The following is a 24,000-nucleotide window of genomic DNA, read 5'->3' as shown; positions in this document are numbered from 1 at the left end:
GTTGAGCCCCGCAAGCGTGCCCTCGGACGGCCTCCTCACCCTGACCGGAGCCCAGTCGGGCATCTGGAACGCGCAACGCCTCGAACCCGACTCGCCGTACTACGTGGTCGGCGACGTGGTGGAGATATCGGGCGGCGAACCGATCGACACGCACGCCCTCGCCGAGGCGGTCCGGGCGACCACCGAAGAGGCCGAGACCCTCCGGCTACGCGTGTACGACACCCCGGACGGGCCGCGCCAGGCGGTGAGCGAGGCACCGGTCGGGCTGCCCGAGGTCGTCGACGTCAGCGGCGCGGCCGACCCCGTGGCCGCGGCCCAGGCGCTCGTCGAGGACGAGCGCGCGCGGACGGCCGAGGCGTGCCGGGGGATGGTCGGCCGGGTGCTCTGCTCACGTACCGTCATCAAGCTGTCGGACCACGAGGTCTGGTACACCCAGCTCGGCCACCACCTGGTCTTCGACGGCTACACCGCCTCCATGCTCGCCCGCCGCACAGCCGCCCGCTACACCGCCCTGGTGCGCGGGACCGAGGTGCCCCGGTCGACGTTCGGCCGCTTCGCCGACCTGGTCGCCGCCGACCGGGCCTACCGGGACAGCGACCGGTGCGCCGAGGACCGCGCGTACTGGGTCGAACGGTTCACCCCGCTGCCCGACCTCGGCGACCCCGGCGATCCCGCCGCCGGTCTGCCCGGCCGCACCCTGACCGCCCGTGCCGTCGTCACGCCCGAGGAGACGGCACGGCTGCGCGCCTTCGCCGACCGGATCGGCGTCACCTGGGGCGAGGCGCTGATCGCCGGCTACGCCGCCTTCCTGCACCGCGTGCTGGGCCGCACCGACGTCGTGTTCGCGCTGCCGCTGATGTGCCGGGCCGGATCGACCGAACTGCGCACCCCCGCCATGGCGGTCAATGTGCTGCCGCTGCGGGTGACCGTGCGCGCCGGGGACGACCTCGTGGAGCTGAGCCGACGGGTCGCCTCCGCCATGCGCGAGATGCGCGACCACCAGCGGTACCGGGGCGAGGACCTGCCCCGGGACCTCGCAGTGCCCGGCGCGGGCGCGCTGCTGCACGGACGCGGGATCAACCTCAAGGCGTTCGACCTGGCACTCGACTTCGCCGGGGCCGCGGGCGTGATGCGCAACGTCGCGGGCGGTCCGCCGGAGGACATGGGCCTGAGCGTCCTGCCGACCCGGGACGGCGGGCTGCTGCTCGGCTTCGAGGTCGACGCCCGCGCCAAGGACCAGGCCGCGGTCGACAGCCTGCTCTCGGGGCTCCGGGCCCTGCTGTCCGGGCTGACCGACGGCCTGTCCGTCGGCCGCATCGCCCTGACCGGCGACGCGGCCGGGGTGCCGGCCGGCTGGTGCCCGCCCGCGCTGCCCGGTACGCCGGTGGACGTGCCGACCGCGTTCGACACGATGGCCGCCGCCGGTCCGGGGCACACGGCCCTGGTGTGCGGCGACGACCGGCTGTCCGCGGCGGAACTGGCGGCCCGGGTGCACCGGGTGGCCCGCGCACTGCGGGCCCGCGGGATCGGGGCCGACGACGTCGTGGCGCTCGCGCTGCCGCGCTCGGCCGACTCGGTGGTCGCGCTGCTGGCGGTGCTGGACGCCGGTGCCGCGTTCCTGCCCCTGGACGCCGTACACCCGCCCGAACGGCTGCGCGAGCTGATCGACGACACCCGCCCCGAACTGGTGCTGACCGCCGGTGCGGTGGACGGGCTGCCGTGGGACACCCTGCTCGGCGAGGCCGCCGGGCTGTCCGGTACGCCCCTGACGGCCGGTGAACTGTCCGCGCCCCGGCACCCCGAACACCTCGCTTACGTCATCCACACCTCCGGCTCGACCGGACGCCCCAAGGGTGTGCTCGGCCGGGCCGGCGGCCTGGCCGCGCTGCTGCACCACCAGCGGTCGACGGTCGTCGCCGAGGCCGAGCGGGCCACCGGCCGACGACTGCGCGCCGCCCACACCTACTCGTTCGCCTTCGACTCCGCCTTCGACCACCTGGTGTGGCTGCTGTGCGGGCACGAACTGCACGTCTACGACACCGAGACCGCCCGCGACGCCGACGCCCTGCTCGCCGCGTACGCCCGCGACGGCATCGACATCGTGGACACCACCCCGTCGATGGCCTCGCCCCTGGTCGACGCCGGACTGCTGGACCGGCGGCCGGCGCTGCTGGTTCTCGGCGGCGAAGCCACCCCGCCCGCGCTGTGGCGGCGGATCGCCGACTCGGGAATCACCGCGCGCAACATGTACGGGCCGACCGAGGCGACCGTGGACAGCACCACCGCCCGGATCGACGGCGGCGAACCGACCATCGGCCACCCCCTCGCGGGCACCCGGATCCACCTGCTGGACAGTGCGCTGCAACCGGTGCCGCACGGCGCGGTGGGCGAACTGTACCTGGCCGGGCCGCACCTGGCCCGCGGCTACCTCGGCAGGCCCGGGGCGACCGCCGAGCGCTTCGTCGCCGACCCGTTCGGCGCGCCGGGCGAGCGGATGTACCGCACCGGCGACCTGGCCCGCTGGGTGCCCGGCCGGGGCCTGGAGTACCGGGGCCGGGGCGACGGACAGGTCAAGATCCGGGGCCACCGGGTGGAGACCGGAGAGGTCGAGGCCGCGCTCGCGGCGGTTCCCGGGGTCATCGCGGCCGCCGCCGCGGTCCGGTCGTCCAGGCTGGTCGGCTACATCGTGTCCCCCTCCGTCACCGGGGAGGAGGCGCGTGCCCACCTGGCCGGACGGCTGCCCGATCACATGGTGCCGGGGGCGGTGGTGGTGCTGGACCGGCTGCCGGTCACACCCAACGGCAAGCTCGATCGCGCCGCCCTGCCCGCACCCGCACTGCCCGGCGGCGGCCGGGAGCCGCGCACCGAGCGGGAACGGCTGCTCTGCGCCGTCCTCGCCGAGGCGCTCGACGTCGAACGGGTCGGCGTGGACGACGACTTCTACGCCCTCGGCGGGGACAGCATCACCGCGATCACTGTCAGCAGCCGACTGCGCGCGGCGGGCCTCGGACTGCGCCCGCGGGACCTGCTGGCACGCCGCAGCTTCGCCGCACTTGCAGCCTCCGCCGAGCTGCCGGCGGACGCCCCCGAGCCGGTGGACGACCCGGTCGGGCCCGTGCCCGCCCCGCCGATCGTGCGCGGTCTGCTCGACCCGCACCCCGATGTGGACGTCGTCGCCGGATACGCGCAGTGGACCGCCCTGCGCGTCGACGGACTCGGCCACGACGACCTGGTCACGGGCGTACAGGCCGTGCTCGACCACCACGACGCCCTGCGGCTGCGGGCGGCCGACGGCCTGGAGACACTGCCCCGCGGCGTGGTACGGGCCGTCGTCGGCGAGTTCCGCGGCGAGGACGTGACCGCCCTGGCCCGGAGGCTGGCCGGAGAACTCGACCCGAGGTCGGGCGACCTGCTGCGGGCGGCCCTGCTCCGTACCGACGACGGCACCCCGGACCGGCTGGTCGTCGTCGTGCACCACCTCGCCATGGACGGCGTGTCCTGGCGCATCCTGCTGCCCGACCTGCACACGGCCTGCACGGGCGGCACCCTCGCCCCGGTCGGCGCGTCCTGGCGGCGGCACGCCGTCCTCCTTGCCGGCCAGGGCGAATCCGGCGCGCGGCGCGGCGAACTCGACCACTGGCGGACCGCGCTCGGCGCCGCGTCCCGGCTGGGCGCCCGGCCGCTGGACCCCGCCCGGGACACGGTGGCGACCGCCCACCGCTCGGTCACCATGGCCTCGGCCGAGGCCACCGAGGCACTGCTGACCACCCTGCCCGCGGCGTACCGCGCCGGCGTCGACGAAGTGCTGCTGGCCGCACTGGTGCTCGCCCTGCGGGGCTGGGGCCTGCGCGGCGACGCGGTGACCGTCTCGATGGAGGGCCACGGCCGCGAACACCTCGACCTGGCCCGCACCATCGGCTGGTTCACCAGCGAGTACCCGGTGCGCGTACCCGCGTCCGAAGACGTCGGGCAGGCGCTCCGTGCCGCCAAGGAGGCCCGGCGCGCGGTCCCCGACGGCGGGGTCGGCTACGGCGTCCTGCGCCACCTCGACCCGGAGGCCGGCCCCGAGCTCGCGGCCACCCCGCCACCGGACGTGCTCCTCAACTATCTGGGCCGGTTCGCCCCGTTGGCCGGGACCGGATGGCACCTCCCGGAACACGACGCCTTCTCGGTGACCGAACCCGACGCCAAGGCCCTGGAACAGGTGCTGGCCCTCAACTGCTTCGTCCACGAGCAGGACGAGCCACGGCTCGCCGTCGAGTGGACCGCCGCGACCGGTGTGCTCGGCACCGACGCCGTGGCGGCCCTCCAGCAGTCCTGGGCCGCGGCTCTGGACGCCCTGGCCGCGCACGCGCTGCACACCGAGGGCGGGCTCACCCCGTCGGACCTGCCACTGGTCGGCCTCGACCAGGCCGCCATCGACGTCCTCGAACGCACCGGCCGCATCGCCGACGTCCTGCCCGCCACCCCCCTTCAGGTCGGGCTGTCCTTCCACACCCTGGTCCGCGACGACCACGACACCGACGTCTACGTCGTCCAGGCCGTGACGACCCTGGCCGGAGAGCTGGAACCGGCCCGGATGGCCGAGGCCGCCCACGAACTGCTGCGCCGCCACCCCGCCCTGCGCGTCCACCTGGCCACGGTCGGGGACGACGTGGTGCAGGTGATCCCCGCCGACATCGCCCTGGACTGGCGCCAGGACGACCGGTTCCCCGAAGCGGCCCGCGCCGATCTGGAACGCCCCTTCGACCCGGCCCGGCCGCCGCTGATCCGCTTCCTGCTGTCCCGGGTCGGGCCCGCCGAGCACAAGCTGGTGATCACGAACCACCACGCCCTGCTCGACGGCTGGTCGATGCCGCTGGTCGGCCGCACCCTGCTCGCCATCTACGCGGAGCTGAGCGGCGGCCCCGCCGCCCCCGCCGCCCCGCGGCTGTCGGAGTACTTCCGCTGGCTGGCGGGCCGGGACCAGGAGGCGTCGCTCGCCGCGTGGCGGGACGCGCTGGCCGGCGTCGACGACGCCACACGGCTGGCCCCCGCGAGTACCGGGACCGGCGTCGAACGCCCCGGCCGCGAGACCGTCGCGCTGGGCCGCGAGTTCAGCGACCGGCTGCGCGCGTTCGCCCGGGAGCGGGGCGTCACCCTGACGACCGTGCTCCAGACGGCGTGGGGGCTGCTGCTGGGCAGGCTCACCGGGCGCCGCGACGTCGTCTTCGGCTGCCCGGTCTCCGGGCGCCCCGCCGAGGTCGACGGCGTCGAGTCGATGATCGGCCAGCTCGGCACCACGATCCCGGTACGCGTCAGGCACACCCAGGACCAGAGCGCGCTGGAGCTCATGGCACAGGTGCACGCAGAGAGCGTCCTCCTGGCCGAGCACCACCACGTCGGCCTGCCCGGGATCCAGCGGGCGGTGGGCGTCGGCGAGCTGTTCGACACCATGCTGGTCATGGAGAACTTCCCGCTCTCCAGCCGCAAGCGCACCCCGCTCGCCCCCGGACTCGACCTGGCCGGGGTGGACATCACCGACGCCACGCACTACGCGCTGACCGTCATCGTGATCCCGGACGAGGAGATCACGATCGGCCTCGGCTACCAGCCGCGCGCCTTCACCGCGGCGACCGTGCGCGACTACGGCCGCTGGCTCCACAACCTCCTGCGCGAGATCGTCGACGACCCGGCCCGGCCCGCGATCCGGCTGCCCGCGCTCGACGCCGACGAGCGGGCCCGGATGCTGCGTACCGGCACCGGCGCCGTCCCCGCCAGGGCCCGCGGCCACTGGCTGGAGGAGTTCGCCGCCTGGGTGCACCGCAAGCCCGACGCCGAGGCCCTGGTCTGCCGTGACCGCAGCCTCGGCTACGCCGAACTGGACCGGCGGGCCAACCAGGTCGCCCACGCACTCATCGCGCGCGGGGTACGACCGCAGGACCCGGTCGCGGTCCTGCTCGGCCGTGACATCGAGATGACCGTGGCCCTGTTCGGCGTCGCCAAGGCGGGCGCCGTGTACGTACCGATGGACACGAGCTACCCGCGCGAACGGCTGGCCTACATGGTCGACGACATCGCCCCGGCCGCCGCCGTGACGACCGGCGCCGACCTGCCCGTCGACCGTGACATCCCGGTCCTGCGGCTGGACGACCCGGCCGTACTCGCCTCCGTACCGGACACCGACCCGGCCGAGGCACGCGCCGCGCTCACCGAGGACGCCCTCGCCTACGTCATCTACACCTCCGGCACCACCGGGCGGCCCAAGGGCGTCGGCGTGACCCACCGGGGCGTGCCCGACCTGATCGCCCTTCAGGAGGAGGTCGTCGGCGTCACCGAGCACGACCGGTACCTGCACTTCGCGTCGACCGGCTTCGACGTCGCGTTCTGGCAGACCATGGTGCCGCTGCTCTCCGGCGGCACCTCCGTGATCGCGCCCGAGGAGGTGCGCGTCCCCGGCGACGAACTGCTCGACTACATCATCGAGCACCGGGTGACCGGAGTGAACCTGCTCCCCTCGTTCCTGGCCGCGATGCCCGACGACCGCACCGTCGGCCCCGATGTGTTCTTCGTCGTCGGCGCCGAGCGCCTCGACCCCGAACTGGCGCGACGCTGGGGCCGGGGCCGCCGGGCGCTCTTCAACGCCTACGGCCCCACCGAGGTCACGATCAACTCCACGACCTGGCACTACGACCCGGACGACGCCGGGCCGCTGCCGATCGGCCGCCCCGACCCCCATGTCCGCGCCTACGTCCTCGACGGCGGACTCCAGCCGGTCGGCGTCGGCGTGACCGGCGAGCTGTACCTCGGCGGGCCGAGCCTGGCCCGCGGCTACCTCGGCCGGCCCGCCCTGACCGCCGCCGCCTTCGTGGCCGACCCGTTCGGCCCGCCCGGCGAGCGGATGTACCGCACGGGCGACCTGGTGCGGTGGCGGCCGGACGGACAGCTGGTCTTCCTCGGCCGCGCCGACCACCAGATCAAGGTCCGCGGCTTCCGCGTCGAGCTCGGCGAGATCGAGTCCGCCCTGACCGGTCACCCCGATGTGCGTGCCTGCGCCGTGATCACGCGGGAGGGCAGGCTCGTCGGCTATGTCATCCCGGCCGACGGCGCCGACCTGGACACCGCACGCGTACGTGCGTACCTGGCCGGGCAACTCCCCGACCACATGGTGCCGACGGCACTCGTACCGATCGACCGGCTGCCGCTGACCCCCGGCGGCAAACTCGACTCCGCCGCGCTGCCCGATCCCGGAACCGCGGCCGCCGCGCGGCGCGAACCGGCCACCGAGGCGGAGACGGTACTGCTCGGAGTCTTCCGCGACATCCTGGGCACCGACGACATCGGCCCCGACGACAGCTTCTTCGACATCGGCGGCGACAGCATCGTGTCGCTGCAACTGGTCTCCCGGGTCCGGCGCCGAGGACTCGGCCTGACCCCGAAGGACGTATTCGAAGGGGAGACGGTCGCGGGCATCGCGGCACGGGCCCGCGCTCTCGACGGCGCCGCGGCACCCGCCGTCGGGGACGCACCGCTGACCCCGGTCATGCGGGATCTGCTGCGCCGCTCCGGAGCGGCCGCCGACGGCTTCTGCCAGTGGGTGGAGATCTGCGTACCGCCCGGCGGCGACGAGACGAGCTGGCAGGCCGTACTCGACGAACTGCTGGCCCGTCACGACGTACTGCGGGCCCACCTGGCCGACGATCTGCTCCGCATCCCGCCGGTCGGAGCGGTGAGCGGCGCCGACGTGCTGACCGGCGTGCGGGCCGGGGGCGACCTGCGGTCCGCCGTCGACTCCGGGATCGCCGCCGCCCGGGAGGCGATGGACCCGCGCACCGGCCCCGTGCTGCGCGCGGTGTGGGTGGACGCGGGGCCGGACCGACCGGGCCGGCTCGTCCTCGTCGCCCACCACCTGGTCGTCGACGGGGTGTCCTGGCGCGTTCTGCTGGACGACCTGGAACACGCCCACTCCGGCGGAACGCTGACCCGGCACGGCCAGTCGTTCCTCGGCTGGGCGTGTTCGCTGCGCGACGCCGACCGGCGGGCCGAACTCCCGCACTGGCGGCGGATGAGCGCCACACCGGCCCTCACCCGCCCGCTCGACCCCGCCCGGGACACCGTGGCCACCGCGACGCACCACGAGATCGTGCTCGACGCCGAGTCGACCCGCGCCCTGATCACGACCCTGCCGGCCGCCCACCGCACCACCCCGGACGCCGTGCTGCTGACGGCGCTCGCCCAGGCCGTACGGGCCTGGCGCGGGACGCCGGAAGTGCTGGTCGCGCTGGAGAGCCACGGCCGCCCGCGGGAGGTCGACCTGTCCCAGACCGTCGGCTGGTTCACCGCCGTCCATCCCGTACGGCTCGACGCGGGCGACGACGTGACGGCGGTCAGGGAGCGGCTGCGCGCCCAGGGCGACGGCCTCGGCCACGGCATCCTCACCGCGGCGGGCCTCCTGGACCCCGTGGAACCGGAGATCGCCTGGAACTACCTCGGCCAGTACCCCGGCGCCCCGGACCGGGAGACACCGTGGCAGACGCCCCCGGACGCCGACCCGCTCGGTTCGGGCGGCTCCGACGCGATGCCCCTGCCGTACGGCCTGATGGTCAACGCCCTCGTGCGCGACGACGCGCTCGGGATCCGGATCACCTGGCCGTCCGCGCTGTTCACCGCCGCCGGGATCGAGGACCTGGCCGGGCACCTGCGGACCGCACTGCTGCGGATCGCCGCCGCACCGGAGATCGGGGCACTCGACCGGGACCGCCCGGTCGCCGGAGTACAGCCGCTCACCCCGTTGCAGGAGGTGATGCTGCGGCACTCGCGCACCGAGCGCCCCGACCCGTACACCGTGCAGTCGACGTTCTCCCTCGCCGGCCGGCTCGACACCGATGCCCTGCGGGCCGCGGGCGACGATCTGCTGGCCCGTCACCCGAACCTGGGCGCCGTGTTCCCCGCCTCCCTGGCGGTGATCCCCGTGTCGCCCCGGCCGGACTTCCGCGTCTGCGACGGGCCGGACCTCCTCGTCTGCGACGGGCCCGCCGACGAGCTGCTGGCGGCCGACCTCGCCGAGCCGTTCGATCCCGCCCGGGGACCGCTCCTCCGCCTCACCGTCATCCGGCGCGGCCCCGACCGTGCCGACCTGGTGCTGACCAGCCACCATGTGCTCTCCGACGGCTGGTCGGCCCCGCGCATCCTCACCGAGCTGTTCGCCCTCTACACGGCGCGGGTGCGCGGCCGGGCCCCGGAGCTGCCGGCCCCCGTGCCGTTCGCCGACTACCTGAGCTGGTGCGCCGAGCACGAGCCCGACCTCGGCGCCTGGGCGGCCGAGCTCGACGGACTGCCCGAGGGCGACCACCTGGGCGGCGGCGACCCCGGTCCGGCCTGGCAGGAACCCGAGGTCATCGCGTTCGACGCGGCGCTGGTGGCCGGCCTCACGCGCCTCGCCGCCGGGCGCGGCCTGACCCGGAACACCCTGGTGCAGGGTGCGTGGGCGGTGCTGCTCGCGCGGCGATCCGGCCGGGCCGACGTCTGCTTCGGCGCCATGGTCTCCTGCCGGCCCCCGGCACTGGAAGGTGTCGAGGAGATCATCGGGCTGCTGGCCAACACCGTGCCCGTCCGGGCCCGGCTCGACGGCACGCTCGCCGACACCCTCACCGCACTGCAGTCCCGGCAGCGGGCGCTGGCCGAGCACCACCACGTGGCCCTGTCCGACCTGGAACGGCTGACCGGGCGGCGCAGGCTCTTCGACAGCCTGGTGGTGTTCGAGAACTACCCGGTCGACCCGGACCGGCTCCGTGAACCCGCCCCCGGGCTCACGGTCGTGGGAACCCGCTTCCGGGAGTCCACGCACCACCCCGCGACCCTGACCGTCATGCCGGACGGCGACGGCTGGACCGGCGTGCTCGCCCACCGGGCCGGTACGGACGTCGACGGGCTCGCCGAGGAACTGCTCGACCTGCTCCGCACCCTGGACAAGCACCTCGACAACGACGTGCGCGATCTCCTGGAGAGCCGATGACCGACAGTGCCGTGCCACCGGCGGTGCGCGTGGACAAGCAGCTGCTGAGGACCGCGTTCATCCTGGTGCTCGGCACCTTCATGGCCACGCTGGACGCCACCATCGTCAGCGTCGGCATCGACAGTCTGGCCGACGAGTTCGGCGCCTCCGTCGCGGAGATCCAGTGGGTCACCACGGCCTACCTGCTGGCCGTCGTCGCCGCCGTGCCCGCGTCCGGCTGGCTGGCCGACCGGTTCGGCGGCCGGCGGACATGGCTCGTCGCCGTGGGGGTGTTCCTGCTCGGCTCGGTGCTGAGCGCGTCGGCCTGGTCGGTGACCAGCCTGATCGTGTTCCGGGTGGTCCAGGGTCTCGGTGGCGGGCTGCTGCCCGCCACCGGGCAGGCGCTGCTGGCGCGCGTCGCGGGCCCCGGCCGCACCGGGCGGGTGATCAGTGTCGTCGCGGTGGTCCCGCTGCTGTCACCGGTGCTCGGCCCGCTGGCCGGCGGCTCCATCCTCGCGGTGGCGCCCTGGCCGTGGCTGTTCCTCGTCAACCTGCCGATCGGCGCGATCGCCATCCTGCTCGCCCGCCGCCATGTGCCCGAGGTGCCGCCCTCCACCCGGCGGACGGCCTTCGACCTGCGCGGAGCCCTGCTGCTCTCGCCCGGACTGGCCGTGCTGGTGTTCGGGCTGACCGAGGTGGCCCACGGCCGCACCCTCCCGGCCACGATCGGCGTGTCGGCGGGGCTGGCGATGCTGGCCGGATTCACCGTGCACGGGCTGCGGACCCGCCGCACACCGCTGGTCGATCCCAGGCTGTTCGCCCGGCCGCCCTTCGGGGCCGCAGCCGTCGCGCTGCTCGTCCTGGGCGCCTCGGTGTTCGGCACGATGTTCCTGCTGCCGCTGTACTTCCAGACCGGCCGCGGAATGTCGGCGTGGGGGGCCGGACTCCTCCTGGCCCCTCAGGGGCTCGGCGCGGCGGCCGGGTCGGTGCTGGTCAACCGCACCATCGACCGATTCGCGCCACGAACCCTCGTGGTCACCGGCATCGGGCTGATTCTGCTGGGTACGGTGCCGTTCACCCGGCTCGGCCATGAGCCTCCGGACATCGCGATCGCGTCGGCGCTCGCGGTCCGTGGCATCGGGATGGCGATGGTCGGCGCGCCCGTGATGAACATCGTCTACAGCCGCATCGAACCCGAATTCCTGCCACGCGCGTCCGGAGCGCTCAATCTGCTCAACACCGTGGGCGGTTCGGTCGGCACCGCCGCCCTCGCCGTGGTCCTGCAGAACCGGCTGTCGGCCCGGGGCCCGGACATCTCCGGGGCGTTCGGCGACACCTTCTGGTGGGTGCTCGGCTTCTGTCTGTTCGCCGCCGCCGGGGCCACCCGGTTGCCGCGGACCGGTCCGGATGCGCCGAGGACGCCCGCGAGCTGACGGGAGGCCGCCTCACCGGCCCCGGCGGCACGCCGAGGTCACCGGCCTCAGAGCCCGGTGACCTTGGCGCTCGCCGACAGCTCGTAGACCAGGGTGACCGTGCGGCGGCCGCCGGGCGGGAGCGGGACGTCCCAGCGGGCGATGCCCTCGGCGTCGACCCGGTCGGGCGCCGGGAAGCACGCGTCCTCGCGCAGCCGCACCTCCACCGCCGAGACCTCGGAGACGGGGATCCGCTCCCGGAGGGCGACCACCCGTTCGCCGTGCTCCCCGGGGGCGGAGAACCGGGACAGATGGAGCCGGACCGTGCGGGTGACCACCGTCCGCTGGGTGAGGGTGGTGGAGTCGCGGGACTCCTCGGCATGCCGGACCACCCGGTAGTCGTCGCGGCTGCCGAAGGCCAGCTCGACGGGGGCACCGGGCGGAGTGAAATCCAGTGTGCCGCGGCCGCTGAACCCGCTGCCGCGGACCAGGTCCACGGGACCGGCGAGCAGCGCGTGGCCGGACCGGTTGTCGAACCGCACCACCTGGGTGACCAGTGGCGACAACTCCGGTGCGCAGGCGTACTCACTGGGCGCGGCCGTGGTGAACGCGGAGAGCGGCACCCGGTGTGCCCGACCGTCATCGGGCACCGAGACCGGCGCGGGAGCCCTCAGCACCCGTGTCTCGCCACCGTCGTCCACCCCCGGCAGGCCCAGCACCGGGGCCGGGCCGAGGGCCCCGATCTCCTCCTCGCGCAGCTCGACGTCGACCGTACGGCGCTCCGCCGCCGAGCGGTCCATGAGCGTCAGCCGGTCCTCGCCCAGCCCCGGCGGATCGGTGGCCGGGGCCGAGCGGGCCGTCGACAGCGTCAGCCGTACGTCCGACCAGTCCTCACCGGTGCGCTGCCAGACCACCGCGTCGGTCTCCAGCGTCAGCGAGTCCCCGTCGAGCACGGCCCGGTAGGCGGGCCGCCACAGCGCACACGGGGTGAGGTGGCTCAGGCGCAGCCCGACCGGACCGGCGGCCGCGGTCTCCACGGTCAACTCGATATGACCGATCAGCTCGGCGGGCTCGTCCTCGGCGAGATACACGGCCTGCCGGGCCTCGCCGAGTTCGACGGCGAGGGCGGCCAGCCGGGCCTCCACGGTGCGCAGTTGCTCGCCCTGCGTATCGCGTTCGTCGTCCACCCGGTCCAGTTCCCGGGCCCAGCGCGGCCGTTCGCTCTCCCCGGAGCCGGCGCCCTCACCGATCTCCCGCAGCAGATCGGCGGCGAGGCCGCCCAGCAGGTCGAGGCGGGCACGGAGCCGGTCGCGTCGCCGCCCCAGGGCGAGCCGCTCCTCTTCGAGGACGTGGACACGGTGGCGCAGGGCGGAGTCGTCGTCGCTGGACGGCCGCGGTCCGCGCGGCGTCCAGCCGCGGACGATCCGTACGTCGAGCACGGTCGCGGGGTGGTCGGCGGTCAGCTCGGCATGGAGGGTGCGGTCGACGGCCTGCGCGCCGACCGGGCCGAGCCGCAGCCGCTGGACCCCGGCCTCCAGGTCGAGCACGGCGGCGCGCTCGACGTGGGCGCGGTCTTCCAGGCAGGTGACGGCGACGACGGGGAGGGCGATCGGCTTCGGGGCCGTGGACATGGGGTGTCAGCTCCTGCGGTTGCCGCCGACCAGGGCCTTGCCGGTCGGGATGCGGATCTCGTAGCCGCCGTCGAGGGCGGCGGTGGCGCCTGCGGGCAGGTCCAGTCGCCAGACCCGGGTGCCGGGCGCGAGCCGGTCGGGTCCGGTTCCTTCCTCGGGTGCCGTCCAGTCGGCCTGCTCCTCGATCCGGACATCCGGTTCGGAGGTGACCGGCACCCGTTCGCGGACTTCCACGGCGACGGGCCCGGCGAGCAGGTTGACCAGCTCCACGTGGACGCGGTGGTCGAGCACGGTGGTGTTGTTGCGCAGGCCCGAGGTCGACTCGTGCAGGTTCGTACGGCGGGTGACCCGGATGCTCTCGGCGGGCCCGAGCCCCATCCGGCGGACACCGCCGGGGGCGAGCGTGGGCAGCGCGGCGGTCAGCAGGAACTCGTCGTCGACGGTGACCTCCACCGGTCCGGCCAGCAGTGCCTGGTCGGTGGCGTTGGAGAGCACCAGCGTCGCGTAGACCGTCTGCTCCACGGAGGGCACACAGAGGTACTCGGTGCGCAGGCCGACCGGGATCTCGCCGACGGTGACGGTGTGCCAGGTGCCGTCCGACGGAATGTCGGCGCGGGCGGCGGCGTCGAAGCGGTGGTCGAAGGAGCCCGCCGACTCGCGGGGCCGTACGGCCTTTCCGGGCAACGGCAGCGCGGCCACCGCCTCCGCGCGGCGGCGGTACTCGGCCGCCACCGGGTCGAAGGAGGAGCCGGGGAACAGCCGCCCCCTGCGACCGCCCTGCTCGTCCGGGCCGCACAGGACGAGGTCGGCATAGTCGAGCTCGGTGCCGCTCGGCCGCGGCGGACCGGCCACCGGTGCCGGAGGGGGCGGCGGCACGGCCCCGCCGGGAGCCGGGGGCGCCATCGGAGCGGGGGCGCCCGCGAAGGACCTGGCACGGGAACGCGACGGGTCACCCGGTCGCGACCCGGTCGGCTGCGCGGGAGCGGGCATCCCGCCGCCGAACGCGGGCGGTGCGGCGCTGCCGGGTGCCGGGACCGCGCCCGGCGGGAGGCCGTAGCCCTGCGGCGCCGACGGTGGGGGAGGCGGCGGTGGCGGGGGCGGTACGGGGCCGCCCACCTCCGCATGGGATGCGGCACCGGCCGCGACAGCCGTGAGTGCGGAGGCCGGGGCCGGGCGGGGGCCTGCGGAGTCGTACCCGGAGAACAGGTCGCCGAGCCCGGTCGGGGGCTCGCGCCAGCCGGACGGAGCGGGTGCGGGCTGACTGCGTCCGATCCGGACCGAGCGCAGCCTCGGCAGGTCGGTGCGGCGCCGCAGGTCGGCGGTGGCCAGGGAGACGCGTACGCCGGTCCAGTCCTCACCGGTCCGCTGGGCGACCGAGGCGCGCAGCGTCAGCCGGCCGCTGCCGTCGTCCTGGCGGTGGGCGAGACGGTAGGCCGGCACCCAGACGGCGCCCGGCACCCCGTACTCCAGCTCCAGTTCGACCTGCGCGTCACCGCAGCCGTCGAGGGTCAGGACCGCGCAGACCGTGGTCTCCACATGCGCCGGCGGCGCGTCGGTGGAGGCGCGCTCAAGCCTGTCGACGGCGAGGTCGTGTGCGTGCTCGACGTCGCGCAGCGCCTCCTCCAGCCCGGCGAGGCGCTGGTGCAGTCCCGCCAGCCGTTCGTCGACGAAGTCGGCGAGCTCAAGCCACGCGTCGACCGGGGTGCGGCGGTGCGGGTCCTCGCGCCTGCGGGGCGGCGGCACCGGGCGGAGCGCCGCGACCTCCTCGATCAGGCTCAGCTGCCGGTTCCGGCGCCCCCGTGCCGCCGCGCTCTCGTCGCTCAGCCGCTCGACCTCGTGCCGCAGCGCGTCCGGCGTGCCGGTGCCGAGCGGCTCGGCCTCGATCTCCACCCGGGCCTCGGTGACGCGCGCGCCGGGGGTGCCCAGGACCCGGGCCCGCAGCGAGCCGGGGTCCAGCGAACGGGGCAGCCCCGTCACCCGCACCCTGCCGTGGGACGGGACGCCGCCCCGGGCCAGGCGCCGGCAGACCGCGCCCTGCGCGTACACCACGACCGCATCAAGGGTCGAGTCCCACCGCGGTGTCGCCCCGGTCGTCATGTGCTCCGCCCCCCTGCCGTGTCCATGCTGAGCGAAGCCTACGCCCGGACGGTCCATGCACCCGCGCCGCGTCAGGAGAAGGCCGCGTCGGGAGAGGAGGCCGGGACCCCGAGGCGTACGCCGACCGCCGGGCCCGGCGGTGTGGTTGGCTACGCCGTATGGGTAACGGGCGAGGTGTCCCCATGAACACACGCGTACGGACGTACCGGTGCGGCGCCGACGCGGCGCGGCATCCCGTCGTCAGGCCGGGAGGCGGTCCTGTCGTCCGGCCGGGAGGCGGGACATGAGCGCCCGCCGCGTGCCGTCCGAGCCCGGCCGCGTCCCGGCACGGAGGGCGGTGCCGCCCTTCGACCCCGAACTGGGCGTCGTGCTCGCCGCCCTGGGCGAGGAGGCGCGGGAGCCGCTCACCCCGGGGAACCTGGCCGCCCGGCAGGAACGGGACGCCGCGTCGCGGCCCAGGCCGACGGCCGAGGAGCTGCGTGCCGACGGCCGCTTCGAGGTGACGGAACTCCGGGTGCCGGGACCGCCGGGCGGACCGGAGGTCACGCTCGTGAGCGCGCGGCCGTCCGGGCTCGCCGGGCCGCTGCCCCTGCTGTACTACCTGCACGGGGGCGCGATGGTCATGGGCAACGCGTGGTCCGTGCTGCCGCGGATCCTGAGCGAATGGGTGCTCCCGCTGGAGCTGGCCGTCATCTCCGTCGAGTACCGGCTGGCGCCGCGGGCGCGGTACCCGCAACCGCTGGAGGACTGCTACGCCGGACTCGTCTGGGCGGCCGGCCACGCGGCCGCGCTGGACATCGACGCGGACCGGATCGTCGTCGCGGGCAAGAGCGCCGGCGGCGGGCTCGCCGCGGCCCTTGCCCTGCTGGCCCGCGACCGGGGCGGTCCCGGGCTCCTGGGGCAGTTGCTGCTGTGCCCGATGCTCGACGACCGCGGCAGCACCTTCTCCAGCCACCAGATGACGGGCCTCGGCATGTGGGATCTCACCTCCCACACGACCGCCTGGCAGGCGCTGCTCGGGGACCGCTACGGCGACCCGGACCTGCCGCCCTACGCGGCCCCCGCCCGCGCCACCGACCTCTCCGGACTCCCTCCGGCCTATGTCGAGGTCGGGTCGGCCGAGATGTTCCGGGACGAGGACGTGGCCTACGCGAACGCGATCTGGCAGGCGGGCGGCCGGGCCGAACTGCATGTATGGCCCGGCGCCTGCCACGGCTTCGACGGGCTGGCACCGCGGGCCGCCCTCAGCCGGGACGCCCGCGACGCCCGCACCCGCTGGCTCCGGCGCCTCCTCGCGCAGTCCGGCGGGACCGGGGCCGACGGACGGCAGGCGTAGCGGGGCTCCCGCCCCGGCGCGGCGATGCCCGATCCGTCCGTCGCCCCTACCGTGGGGGAATGGCGGTGATCAACGGTTGGCGGCCAGGAGGACGGGCCCGGCTCCGCGCGGCGGACGCGGCGGGCGCCGCCATGCTGTTCGTGCTGGCGGTCGTGGCCGCCTCGGTCGACCCGCACCGGCACCAGGTCCTGCTGCGCTGGCCCCCGGTGCTGGTGGCGGCCATCGGCTGCGCCGCACTGGTGTGGCGGCGCCGCCACCCGTTCGGCGTACTGGCCGTCACCGTTGGCTGCGGGGTGGCCTTTCAGCTGCTCGGGGTCCGGGACAGCCCACTGGTGGTGAGCCCGGTCCTGGTGTCCGTCTACAACGTGGCCGTACGGACCGACCGGCGTACCGCCTGGGTCTCGGCGGCCGTCTCGGCCGCGCTCCTGGTGAGCGCCGCCGCGGTGTTCACCCCGCAGTCCTGGCTGGAGCCGGACACGGCCGCGACGCTGGCCTGGACGGCCCTGCCGGCCGCGGTCGGGGACGGGGTGCGCTCCCGTCGCGCCTATGTCGTGGCCGTGGAGGAACGGGCGGAGCACGCGGAGCACACCCGCGAGCAGGAGGCACGGCAGCGGGTGGCGGCCGAGCGGGTCCGGATCGCCCGCGAACTCCACGACATCGTCGCGCACCACATCGCCCTGATCAACGCGCAGGCGGGCGTCGCCGTCCACCTGGTGGACCAGCGACCGGAACAGATCCTCACCGCACTGGAGGACATCCGGGACACCAGCCGCTCCGCACTGGACGAGCTGCGGGTGACCGTGGGCCTGCTCCGGCAGTCCGACGATCCGGTGGCACCCCGCGACCCGATGCCGGGCCTGGCGCAGGTACCGGCCCTGCTGGCCTCGTTCGAACGCGCCGGGCTGTCCGTGAGCCACACCCGGCACGGCACCACCGAACCGCTGGAGCCGGCGGTCGACCTGGCCGCGTACCGCATCGTCCAGGAGTCCCTGACCAATGTGCGCAAGCACGCCGGAGCCGATCACGCCCGGCTCTGCCTGCACTACCACCGTGAACGGCTTACGATCACCGTCGAGGACGACGGGTCCGCCGGACCCCGCCGTCCGCACCCGGGCGCCGGTCACGGGCTGATCGGCATGCGTGAGCGGGCTGCCACGATCGGGGGCAGGCTGCACGCGGGACCACGCCCCGAGGGCGGATTCAGTGTGACGGCGGAACTGCCGCTGCGACCCGGCCGCCCCGGCCCGGCACGGGACCGGAGGGACGGGCATGACGATTCGCGTACTGCTTGCCGATGACCAGGCCCTGCTGCGGGGCACCTTCAGGATGCTCTTCGACGCCACGGACGACATGGAGACCGTGGGCGAGGCGTCCGACGGGCGCGAGGCCGTCGAGCTGGCAGGCGCACAGCGCCCTGACGTGGTCCTGATGGACATCCGCATGCCGGAGATGGACGGCCTGGAGGCGACCCGGCTCATCAGCGAGTCCGAGGAGCTCGCGGACGTGAAGGTACTCATCCTGACCACGTTCGAGGACGACGAGCACGTCGCCGAGGCGCTGCGCGCGGGGGCGAGCGGCTTTCTCGGCAAGGGCGCACGCCCCGAGGAGCTGCTGGACGCCGTGCGTACGGTCGCGGGAGGCGAGGCGTTGCTGTCCCCGACGGCGACACGGGCCCTGATCACCCGCTTCCTGGCCCAGCCGGAGCCCTGTCCGGTGTCCGTGCCCGAGCGGCTGGAGTGCTTGACGCCGAGGGAGCGCGACGTCACGGCCCTGGCCGCCCTTGGCCTGTCCAACGAGGAGATCGCCGACCGGCTGTTCGTCAGCCCGCTGACCGCCAAGACCCACGTCAACCGGGCGATGACCAAGCTGGCGGCCCGGGACCGCGCCCAGCTCGTGGTCGTCGCCTATCAGTGCGGGCTGGTCAGCCCGGTGACCGGGGAGAGCGGCCCGGAGGTGCCCGCGTGAGCGCCCGCACGGTGTGCAGCGGTCGGCCCCGGCAGTAGTCCGGCACACCGGATACCGCAGCCGTGGTAGTCGGGAATCACTGTGTGGGGACGATGTGCCGGGGGCCGTCGCCGGGCGATGGTGGGACCATGAACGGAGGTTTCGCCATGACCGAAGCCCGCTGCTCGACCACGATGTCCGGCGAGAAGCCCGTCGTCGAGGACTGCCGCACGATCCGTGAACTGGCCGGAAACGCACCCGAGACCCTCGCCCCCGACGAGGCGCGCGCCGTGGGGGCCCACCTGGCGGCCTGCGCCACCTGCCGGGAGGCGCACGAATGCTCCGCGGCGGTTCCCGCGCATCTGACCCTGCTGCGTGACGCCCTGGCCTGCGGCCAGGGCCGGCACCGGCGCGTGTGCCCGGCCGGCCGGACCGCACGCGGCGACGCGGCCCCCCGCCACCGCAGGCCGGACCGGGCCGCCGCGACGCGGCAGATCACGCTGTCCCAGTGGGTCAGCAAGACCACGTCGTCCACCCGGTGAACGGGGCGCGGCGCGGCACCGGCCCGACGGGCCTCCTCGCGGGCCCCGGCAGCCCGCCCATGCCGGCCATGGGCGGGCCGGGTACGGCTCAGCCGGCGGTGAGGACGCGCCAGTCGCGCGAGCCGATGTCCGCCGGGGTGCCGTCCAGGACCCGGGCGGTGCGCGTCGCCGGATCGAGGGCGACGGTCGCGAGGCTCGCCCAGCGCTGGCCGAGCGGCTTGTCGAGATCGGGCAGACAGGTCACCGGCGGCTCGCCGTCCCCGGTCACGAGGTGGCCCGCCAGCTCGTCGAGCGTGGCCGGCGGCTCCGCGCGCGCGAGACGTGCGCGGACGAAGTCGTAGCGCTCGCCCGAATCGGGCTGGTAGAGCCATGTCTTCTCGTCCGCGGCGGGCATCGGCGTCAGGAAGTGGTTGGTGCGCACGAGAGTGCCGTGCTCGGGCCGCATCGGGAAGACACCGACCGGACTCAGGTCGAGGAGGACCGCGTCCGTCTCGTCGAAGAGGGCGAACGAACCGGACGACGCCAGGGGCGCGGCACGGACGATCTCGACGGCCTCGGCGACGCTGCCCGCCTCCTCCAGGACGATCGCCGCGAGCACGTGCACGGGGACGCCGCCGATCCCGTCCCGGACGTGCCCGAGGATGTTGAAGTGCAGGGCGAGCCCGGCACTGTTGACGCCGATCTTGCCGAGGATGCCGTCCTCGGTGATGCCGACGAAGTCGTGCCGGCCACCGCGCACCTCCAACGTGTGCCACAGGGCGCTCAGCTCGATGTGCCAGTCCCAGGTCTGGACGCCGAAGGTGCGCGTCGCCGAACCACCGGATCCGGTGACATGGCGCACGATCGTGGTGCATTCGCCGGGCGGCACGGTCGCGCTGCGCGCCAGGATCTCGGTGCGCGCGTTCAGCACGCCGATGCGCCACGGCTCGATGCCGGACCCGTGGGCGATGCCCTCGATCTCGGCGCGCGCTCCCGGGCGGAACCGTCCGATGACGTCGAGGGCGCGCTCGGCGTCCTCGCGTACCTGGGCGGGGGAGACGGAACCGAGGGCGAAGAGCCGGTCGTACGCGTCGAGCGCGGCGGGGATGCCGTCGCGCAGCTGCTCGCCGCGGGCGATGCCGCGGGCACGCGGGTCGGCGTCGGCGGCCTTGACGTGGCGGCGGTGTTCGGGGCGGGGGATCGACGTCGTGGTCACGGGCGTCCTTTCACGGTGTTCGGGTGAAGCTGTACGGCGCCGCCGACGATCGTCGCGAGTACGGCGTTGCCGGGCTGTGCTTCGGGGACGAGGTCGAGCGGGTTGGCCGCGAACACGGTGAGGTCGGCCAGGAAGCCGGGCGCGATCCGGCCGAGCTCGGCGGACGCACCGGCGGCGTACGCGGCGGCGGCGGTCATACCGGCATACGCCTCGCGCGCGGTGACCGCCTGTCCGGGCTGCACGGGTGCCGTGTCGGACTCCTCGACCGGACGGCGCAACTGACAGTCGGCCAGACCGATGCGCGGATCTCCGGGACCGATGGGCCAGTCGGAGCCGAGCGCCACGACGGCGCCGTGGTCCAGGAGGTCGCGGGTGCGCCAGCCGTGGGCGACGCGGTCGGGTCCGATGCGCCGCGACCAGTTGTCGGTGCCGTCGGCGCGGGTGTGCCGGGTCCCGTGCACGGGCTGGAGGCTGGCCACGACGTCGAGTTCGGCGAACCTGCCCAGCAGGTCGTCCGGGATGGACTCGATGTGTTCGATGCGGTGCGGGGCACCGCCGGCCGGACCTACCTCCTCGATGACGTCGAGGGCGAACCGGACGGCCCGATCGCCGATCGCGTGGGTGGCGGTCGGGATGCCGCGCCCGGCGAAGAAGCGCATCGCGTCGCGGTACGCGTCGACGTCGCGCCAGAGCGGCTCGCGGTTCTCGCCGTGGATGTCCGGCCGGTCGAACCAGGCCGTGCCGTTGTCCGCCGTGCCATCGAGCATGAACTTCGCACCCTCGACGTGCCAGCGCCGCCCGCGACGGCCCTGGAGATCGGCGACGTGCTGCCAGACGTCGGGCGAGGAGTCGGCCGGCACCAGTGGGGAGCAGCGGATGCGGAGCGGCAGTTCCCCGTGTTCCTCGATGTGCCGGTACACCGCTTCGGACGGGTCGGAGAAGTCGAGCGCGTGCAGGCCGGTGAGCCCGCCGCGCGCCAGCTGGTCGAGCTGGTGGCGTACGTACGAGGCGGCGGTGTCCACGGGCACTTCGGGATAGTGGTCGAAGACCAGGTCCATCGCCTGGAGCTCGACCACGAAGCCGGTCGGGCGGCCGTCCGGGCCGACCTCGACGGACGAGGCGTCGGTGAACGTCTCCTGACCGGTCAGGTCGACGAGTTCCACCACCCGGGGGCTCACGACGAGCGCGTGCGCGTCGCGTGTCATCAGCGAGATGGGCCGGCCGGGGAAGCGCTCCGCGAACACGGTTCCGGCCGGGTCGCCGTCGAACACGTTCACGTCGAGGTCGTACCCGGTGATCCACTCGTCCGCCGCGAGTGCGTCGGCCGCTTCGGCCAGGCGGGTGTACACCTGCTCCAAGGTCGAGGCGCCGGACAGGTCCACACCGCTGCCGATCGATATCGACCCCCACACCGGGTGGGCGTGGACATCGGCGAGACCGGGCAGGACCGTGGCGCCCGGGAATTCGTGAACGGCCGTGCCGGGGCCCCGCAGCGGTTCGAGGTCCGGCGCGGTGCCGACGGCGATGATCCGGCCGTCGGCGATCGCGACCGCGTCGGCGGAAGGGGCGGGAATCTCCCCCGTCAGATGTTCGATGTGGTGGGCGAGTACCAGGACGTCGGCGTGCACAGGGTTTCCTTCTGGTCTTGCGGGGTTCGGTGTCGTGCTGTGTTCGGTGCGCGCCTCAGAGCCGGTCGGAGGTCACCCGACAGGCTCTCGGTCGCGCGGGATGCTGCGCAGGACGCGGGTCGTCGCCCAGTAGACGGCGGCCGCGGTGAGCATGCCGGACGGAATCGCCAGGTCGACGTCGCCCAGGGCCCTGGCGATCGGGCCGGTCCAGAAGCTGGTGTTCACCCACAGCGCGGAGGTGAGGCCGCCGACGACGATGGCGAGGAATCCGGCCCAGTGGACGCCGCGGTGGTACCAGAACGGGCCGCCGCGCCGCTGTTCGAGGAGGTCGGCCCCGTTGTAGCGATTGCGCCGCAGGACCAGGTCGGTCACGGCCACCGCCATGGCCGGGCCGGTCACCACGACCACGAGCTGGAGCATGGTGTTGACGCTGGTCAGGAAGTCGAAGACGAGGATCGCGTACAGCGTCATGACCGTGCCGAGCACCCCGATGATCAGGACCGCCGGGATGCGTGCGAGACGGACGCCGACCGACTGGATCGACAGGCTGGCGCTGTAGGCCGTCATGCCGTTGTTCGTCATGGTGTTGACGACGACCGCGATCACGAAGACCGGGATGAACCAGCTCGGCAGGATGCTCTCCAGCGCGGCTTCCGGGTCGCTCATGTCGAGGCTGGTGGCCGCTAGCGCGCCGACCATGGTGAAGACGCTGCTCGGCAGGTACGCGCCGAGCGCCGTCCACCCCGCGATGGCGACCGGGCTGCTGTCCCGGGGCAGGTAGCGGGCGAGGTCGGGGCTGTTGCTGTACGAGAGCGGGGTGGAGGCGATGATGGTGAAACCCGTGCCGAGCGCCACCGCGAGCGCGGGGCCCTTGAGCGGCTCGGCCGGGGCGTAGGACCAGTCGGTCCCGGCGAGCACGTACCCCGTGACGACGATGAACACCACGGTCAGGAGCACGCTGAGGGCGGTGTAGAGGCGGACGATCGTCGCGTGGCCGAAGATCGCGATCAGCAGGGTTCCGGCGGCGATGAGGCAGATGACGGTCGCGTCGACGGCCGAGTTGTCCGGCAGGCCGAACCGGCCCGCCAGGCCGATGCCGGCGACCGAGGCGGCCGACCAGTTCAGGGCGAGGTAGGCGGCGGCTATGAGCCAGCCGGTCAGGACGAGCACCACCTTGTTGCCCACGACGCCGTACATCGCGCGGGAGATCACCGACCCGCTCGTGCCCGCGGCCGGGCCGCTCGCCGCGACGACGCCCGTACAGATCCACAGCAGGTTCCCGGTCAGGACCACACCGAGGGCCTGCGGGAGCGTGAGGCCCATGAGGATCAGCGTCGCGCCGACGACGAAGCTCAGATAGCTCACGTTCGGCGCCGCCCAGACCGCGAACAGCTGGCGCGGCCGTCCACCGCGCTCGTCGGCCGGGACCAGGTCGATGCCTCGTGTCTCCACGTGCCCGGTGCGCTCGGGGCCGTGTTCGTCGAGGGAGCCGGGGTTCGTCGTCGTCATCGGGGCCTCTCGGGTCGCCGGCCGTCCGGCCCCTATTGGGCAAATGGCCAACTGCGTGTTGGGCACACATCCAATAGCGTGTCCCCCATGACGTCAAGACCTCAGCCCACACGGACCCGGAAGCTGCCCGGCGAGCGCCGCGCGGAAATCGTGCGGACCGCGGCGGACATCGCGCTGGAAGAGGGGCTGGAACGCATCACCCTGCGGCGCGTCGCCGACGAGCTGGGCGTCCGCCCCGGGCTCATCGGCCACTACTTCCCGGCCGCGGACAACCTCGTGAGCGAGGCGTTCTCCCACGCCGCGGCGAAGGAACGCGAATCGCTCCTGCCCGACGACGAGCGGGAGCTCCCGGCGGACGTGCGGCTCGCCCGCTTCCTCGTGCGTCTCACCGATGGCGAGTACCGCGACCTCAGCCGGCTCTGGCTCAACGCGCGGCACATCAGCAGATTCAGGACCGGGCTGCGCACGGCGGTGCGCACCCAGGAGTCCGAGACGCGCACCGCCCTCGCGGACCTCGTCGAGGAGGGGCGGTGCACCGGGCACTTCACGACCGACGACGCGCTCGGAGCGGCCCTGCACATCCTGGTCACCGTCGACGGTCTCGGTGCGTACGCCAACGACGACACACAGGTGGACCATCCGGTGCTGGAGGACATGGCCATCGCCACGGCCGAACGCCTGCTGGGCCTGGCCCGGGGCGCGCTCCGCAGCCGGGCCTGACGGACCGGGCCCG

The 24,000-nt window shown here is 74.4% G+C and carries 12 protein-coding genes; 7 read left to right on the top strand and 5 right to left on the bottom strand.

Annotated features, from left to right (window positions below; genetic code table 11):
* Position 1 precedes the first annotated feature (1 nt).
* Both GA0115234_RS38025 and GA0115234_RS38020 read left to right on the top strand, forming a co-directional pair.
* Complete coding sequence (locus GA0115234_RS38025; protein ID WP_093550905.1) at positions 2–9,994, top strand: non-ribosomal peptide synthetase; 9,993 nt, start codon at positions 2–4, stop codon at positions 9,992–9,994.
* The gene (locus tag GA0115234_RS38020) at positions 9,991–11,406 is read left to right on the top strand and encodes a DHA2 family efflux MFS transporter permease subunit (RefSeq protein WP_093550903.1); all 1,416 of its coding nucleotides are present in this window, start codon (positions 9,991–9,993) and stop codon (positions 11,404–11,406) included. The genes GA0115234_RS38025 and GA0115234_RS38020 overlap by 4 nt, the downstream gene beginning before the upstream one ends.
* 47 nt (positions 11,407–11,453) lie before the next feature.
* Here the strand turns inward: GA0115234_RS38020 and GA0115234_RS38015 are convergent, their stop codons facing one another.
* Both GA0115234_RS38015 and GA0115234_RS38010 read right to left on the bottom strand, forming a co-directional pair.
* The gene (locus GA0115234_RS38015) at positions 11,454–13,016 is read right to left on the bottom strand and encodes a DUF4139 domain-containing protein (RefSeq protein ID WP_093550900.1); all 1,563 of its coding nucleotides are present in this window, start codon (positions 13,014–13,016) and stop codon (positions 11,454–11,456) included.
* Between the two features lie 6 nt (positions 13,017–13,022).
* Positions 13,023–15,113: a DUF4139 domain-containing protein gene (locus GA0115234_RS38010; RefSeq protein ID WP_093550898.1), complete on the bottom strand. Its 2,091-nt coding sequence runs from the start codon at positions 15,111–15,113 to the stop codon at positions 13,023–13,025.
* A gap of 283 nt (positions 15,114–15,396) precedes the next feature.
* Here GA0115234_RS38010 and GA0115234_RS38005 point away from each other — a divergent pair, with 283 nt between their 5' ends.
* The 4 genes from GA0115234_RS38005 to GA0115234_RS37990 all read left to right on the top strand — a co-directional run bounded on the left by GA0115234_RS38005 (position 15,397) and on the right by GA0115234_RS37990 (position 18,935).
* Complete coding sequence (locus tag GA0115234_RS38005; RefSeq protein ID WP_093550896.1) at positions 15,397–16,449, top strand: alpha/beta hydrolase; 1,053 nt, start codon at positions 15,397–15,399, stop codon at positions 16,447–16,449.
* A gap of 59 nt (positions 16,450–16,508) precedes the next feature.
* Entirely contained in the window at positions 16,509–17,747 is a 1,239-nt protein-coding gene (locus tag GA0115234_RS38000; protein ID WP_202554611.1) for a sensor histidine kinase, read from the top strand.
* Positions 17,719–18,414 (top strand): response regulator transcription factor, encoded by a 696-nt coding sequence (locus tag GA0115234_RS37995; protein WP_093550894.1) that lies wholly within the window; start codon positions 17,719–17,721, stop codon positions 18,412–18,414. The genes GA0115234_RS38000 and GA0115234_RS37995 overlap by 29 nt, the downstream gene beginning before the upstream one ends.
* Positions 18,415–18,560: 146 nt before the next feature.
* Positions 18,561–18,935, top strand: a complete 375-nt coding sequence (locus GA0115234_RS37990; RefSeq protein WP_093550892.1) for a hypothetical protein — start codon at positions 18,561–18,563, stop codon at positions 18,933–18,935.
* Positions 18,936–19,023: 88 nt separating this feature from the next.
* Here the strand turns inward: GA0115234_RS37990 and GA0115234_RS37985 are convergent, their stop codons facing one another.
* The 3 genes from GA0115234_RS37985 to GA0115234_RS37975 all read right to left on the bottom strand — a co-directional run bounded on the left by GA0115234_RS37985 (position 19,024) and on the right by GA0115234_RS37975 (position 23,267).
* Positions 19,024–20,130 carry a C45 family autoproteolytic acyltransferase/hydolase gene (locus GA0115234_RS37985; protein ID WP_093550890.1) on the bottom strand — a complete coding sequence of 369 codons (1,107 nt, stop codon included), beginning with the start codon at positions 20,128–20,130 and terminating at the stop codon, positions 19,024–19,026.
* On the bottom strand, positions 20,127–21,758 hold the full coding sequence (locus tag GA0115234_RS37980) for an amidohydrolase (RefSeq protein WP_093550888.1): 1,632 nt from the start codon (positions 21,756–21,758) through the stop codon (positions 20,127–20,129). Before GA0115234_RS37980 ends, GA0115234_RS37985 begins: the two co-directional genes overlap by 4 nt.
* A gap of 72 nt (positions 21,759–21,830) precedes the next feature.
* Positions 21,831–23,267, bottom strand: a complete 1,437-nt coding sequence (locus tag GA0115234_RS37975; protein ID WP_093550886.1) for a purine-cytosine permease family protein — start codon at positions 23,265–23,267, stop codon at positions 21,831–21,833.
* An 87-nt stretch (positions 23,268–23,354) separates the two neighbouring features.
* On the opposite strand from GA0115234_RS37975, the gene GA0115234_RS37970 reads away from it, so the two are divergent.
* Positions 23,355–23,987, top strand: a complete 633-nt coding sequence (locus GA0115234_RS37970) for a TetR/AcrR family transcriptional regulator (RefSeq protein ID WP_093550884.1) — start codon at positions 23,355–23,357, stop codon at positions 23,985–23,987.
* Positions 23,988–24,000 lie beyond the last annotated feature (13 nt).

Origin of the sequence: Streptomyces sp. DvalAA-43 (assembly GCF_900091725.1) — a bacterium.
Lineage (GTDB): Bacteria > Actinomycetota > Actinomycetes > Streptomycetales > Streptomycetaceae > Streptomyces > Streptomyces pulveraceus.
This window is presented reverse-complemented; position numbering and strand designations above follow the sequence as displayed.

Excerpts from the sequence above, each read along its gene's own strand:
- GA0115234_RS38005 (WP_093550896.1), top strand. The coding sequence starts at position 15,397 with ATGAGCGCCCGCCGCGTGCCGTCCGAGCCCGGCCGCGTCCCGGCACGG.
- GA0115234_RS38000 (WP_202554611.1), top strand. The coding sequence starts at position 16,509 with ATGGCGGTGATCAACGGTTGGCGGCCAGGAGGACGGGCCCGGCTCCGC.
- GA0115234_RS37975 (WP_093550886.1), bottom strand. The coding sequence starts at position 23,267 with ATGACGACGACGAACCCCGGCTCCCTCGACGAACACGGCCCCGAGCGC.
- GA0115234_RS37990 (WP_093550892.1), top strand. The coding sequence starts at position 18,561 with ATGACCGAAGCCCGCTGCTCGACCACGATGTCCGGCGAGAAGCCCGTC.
- GA0115234_RS38010 (WP_093550898.1), bottom strand. The coding sequence starts at position 15,113 with ATGACGACCGGGGCGACACCGCGGTGGGACTCGACCCTTGATGCGGTC.
- GA0115234_RS38015 (WP_093550900.1), bottom strand. The coding sequence starts at position 13,016 with ATGTCCACGGCCCCGAAGCCGATCGCCCTCCCCGTCGTCGCCGTCACC.
- GA0115234_RS37970 (WP_093550884.1), top strand. The coding sequence starts at position 23,355 with ATGACGTCAAGACCTCAGCCCACACGGACCCGGAAGCTGCCCGGCGAG.
- GA0115234_RS38020 (WP_093550903.1), top strand. The coding sequence starts at position 9,991 with ATGACCGACAGTGCCGTGCCACCGGCGGTGCGCGTGGACAAGCAGCTG.
- GA0115234_RS37995 (WP_093550894.1), top strand. The coding sequence starts at position 17,719 with ATGACGATTCGCGTACTGCTTGCCGATGACCAGGCCCTGCTGCGGGGC.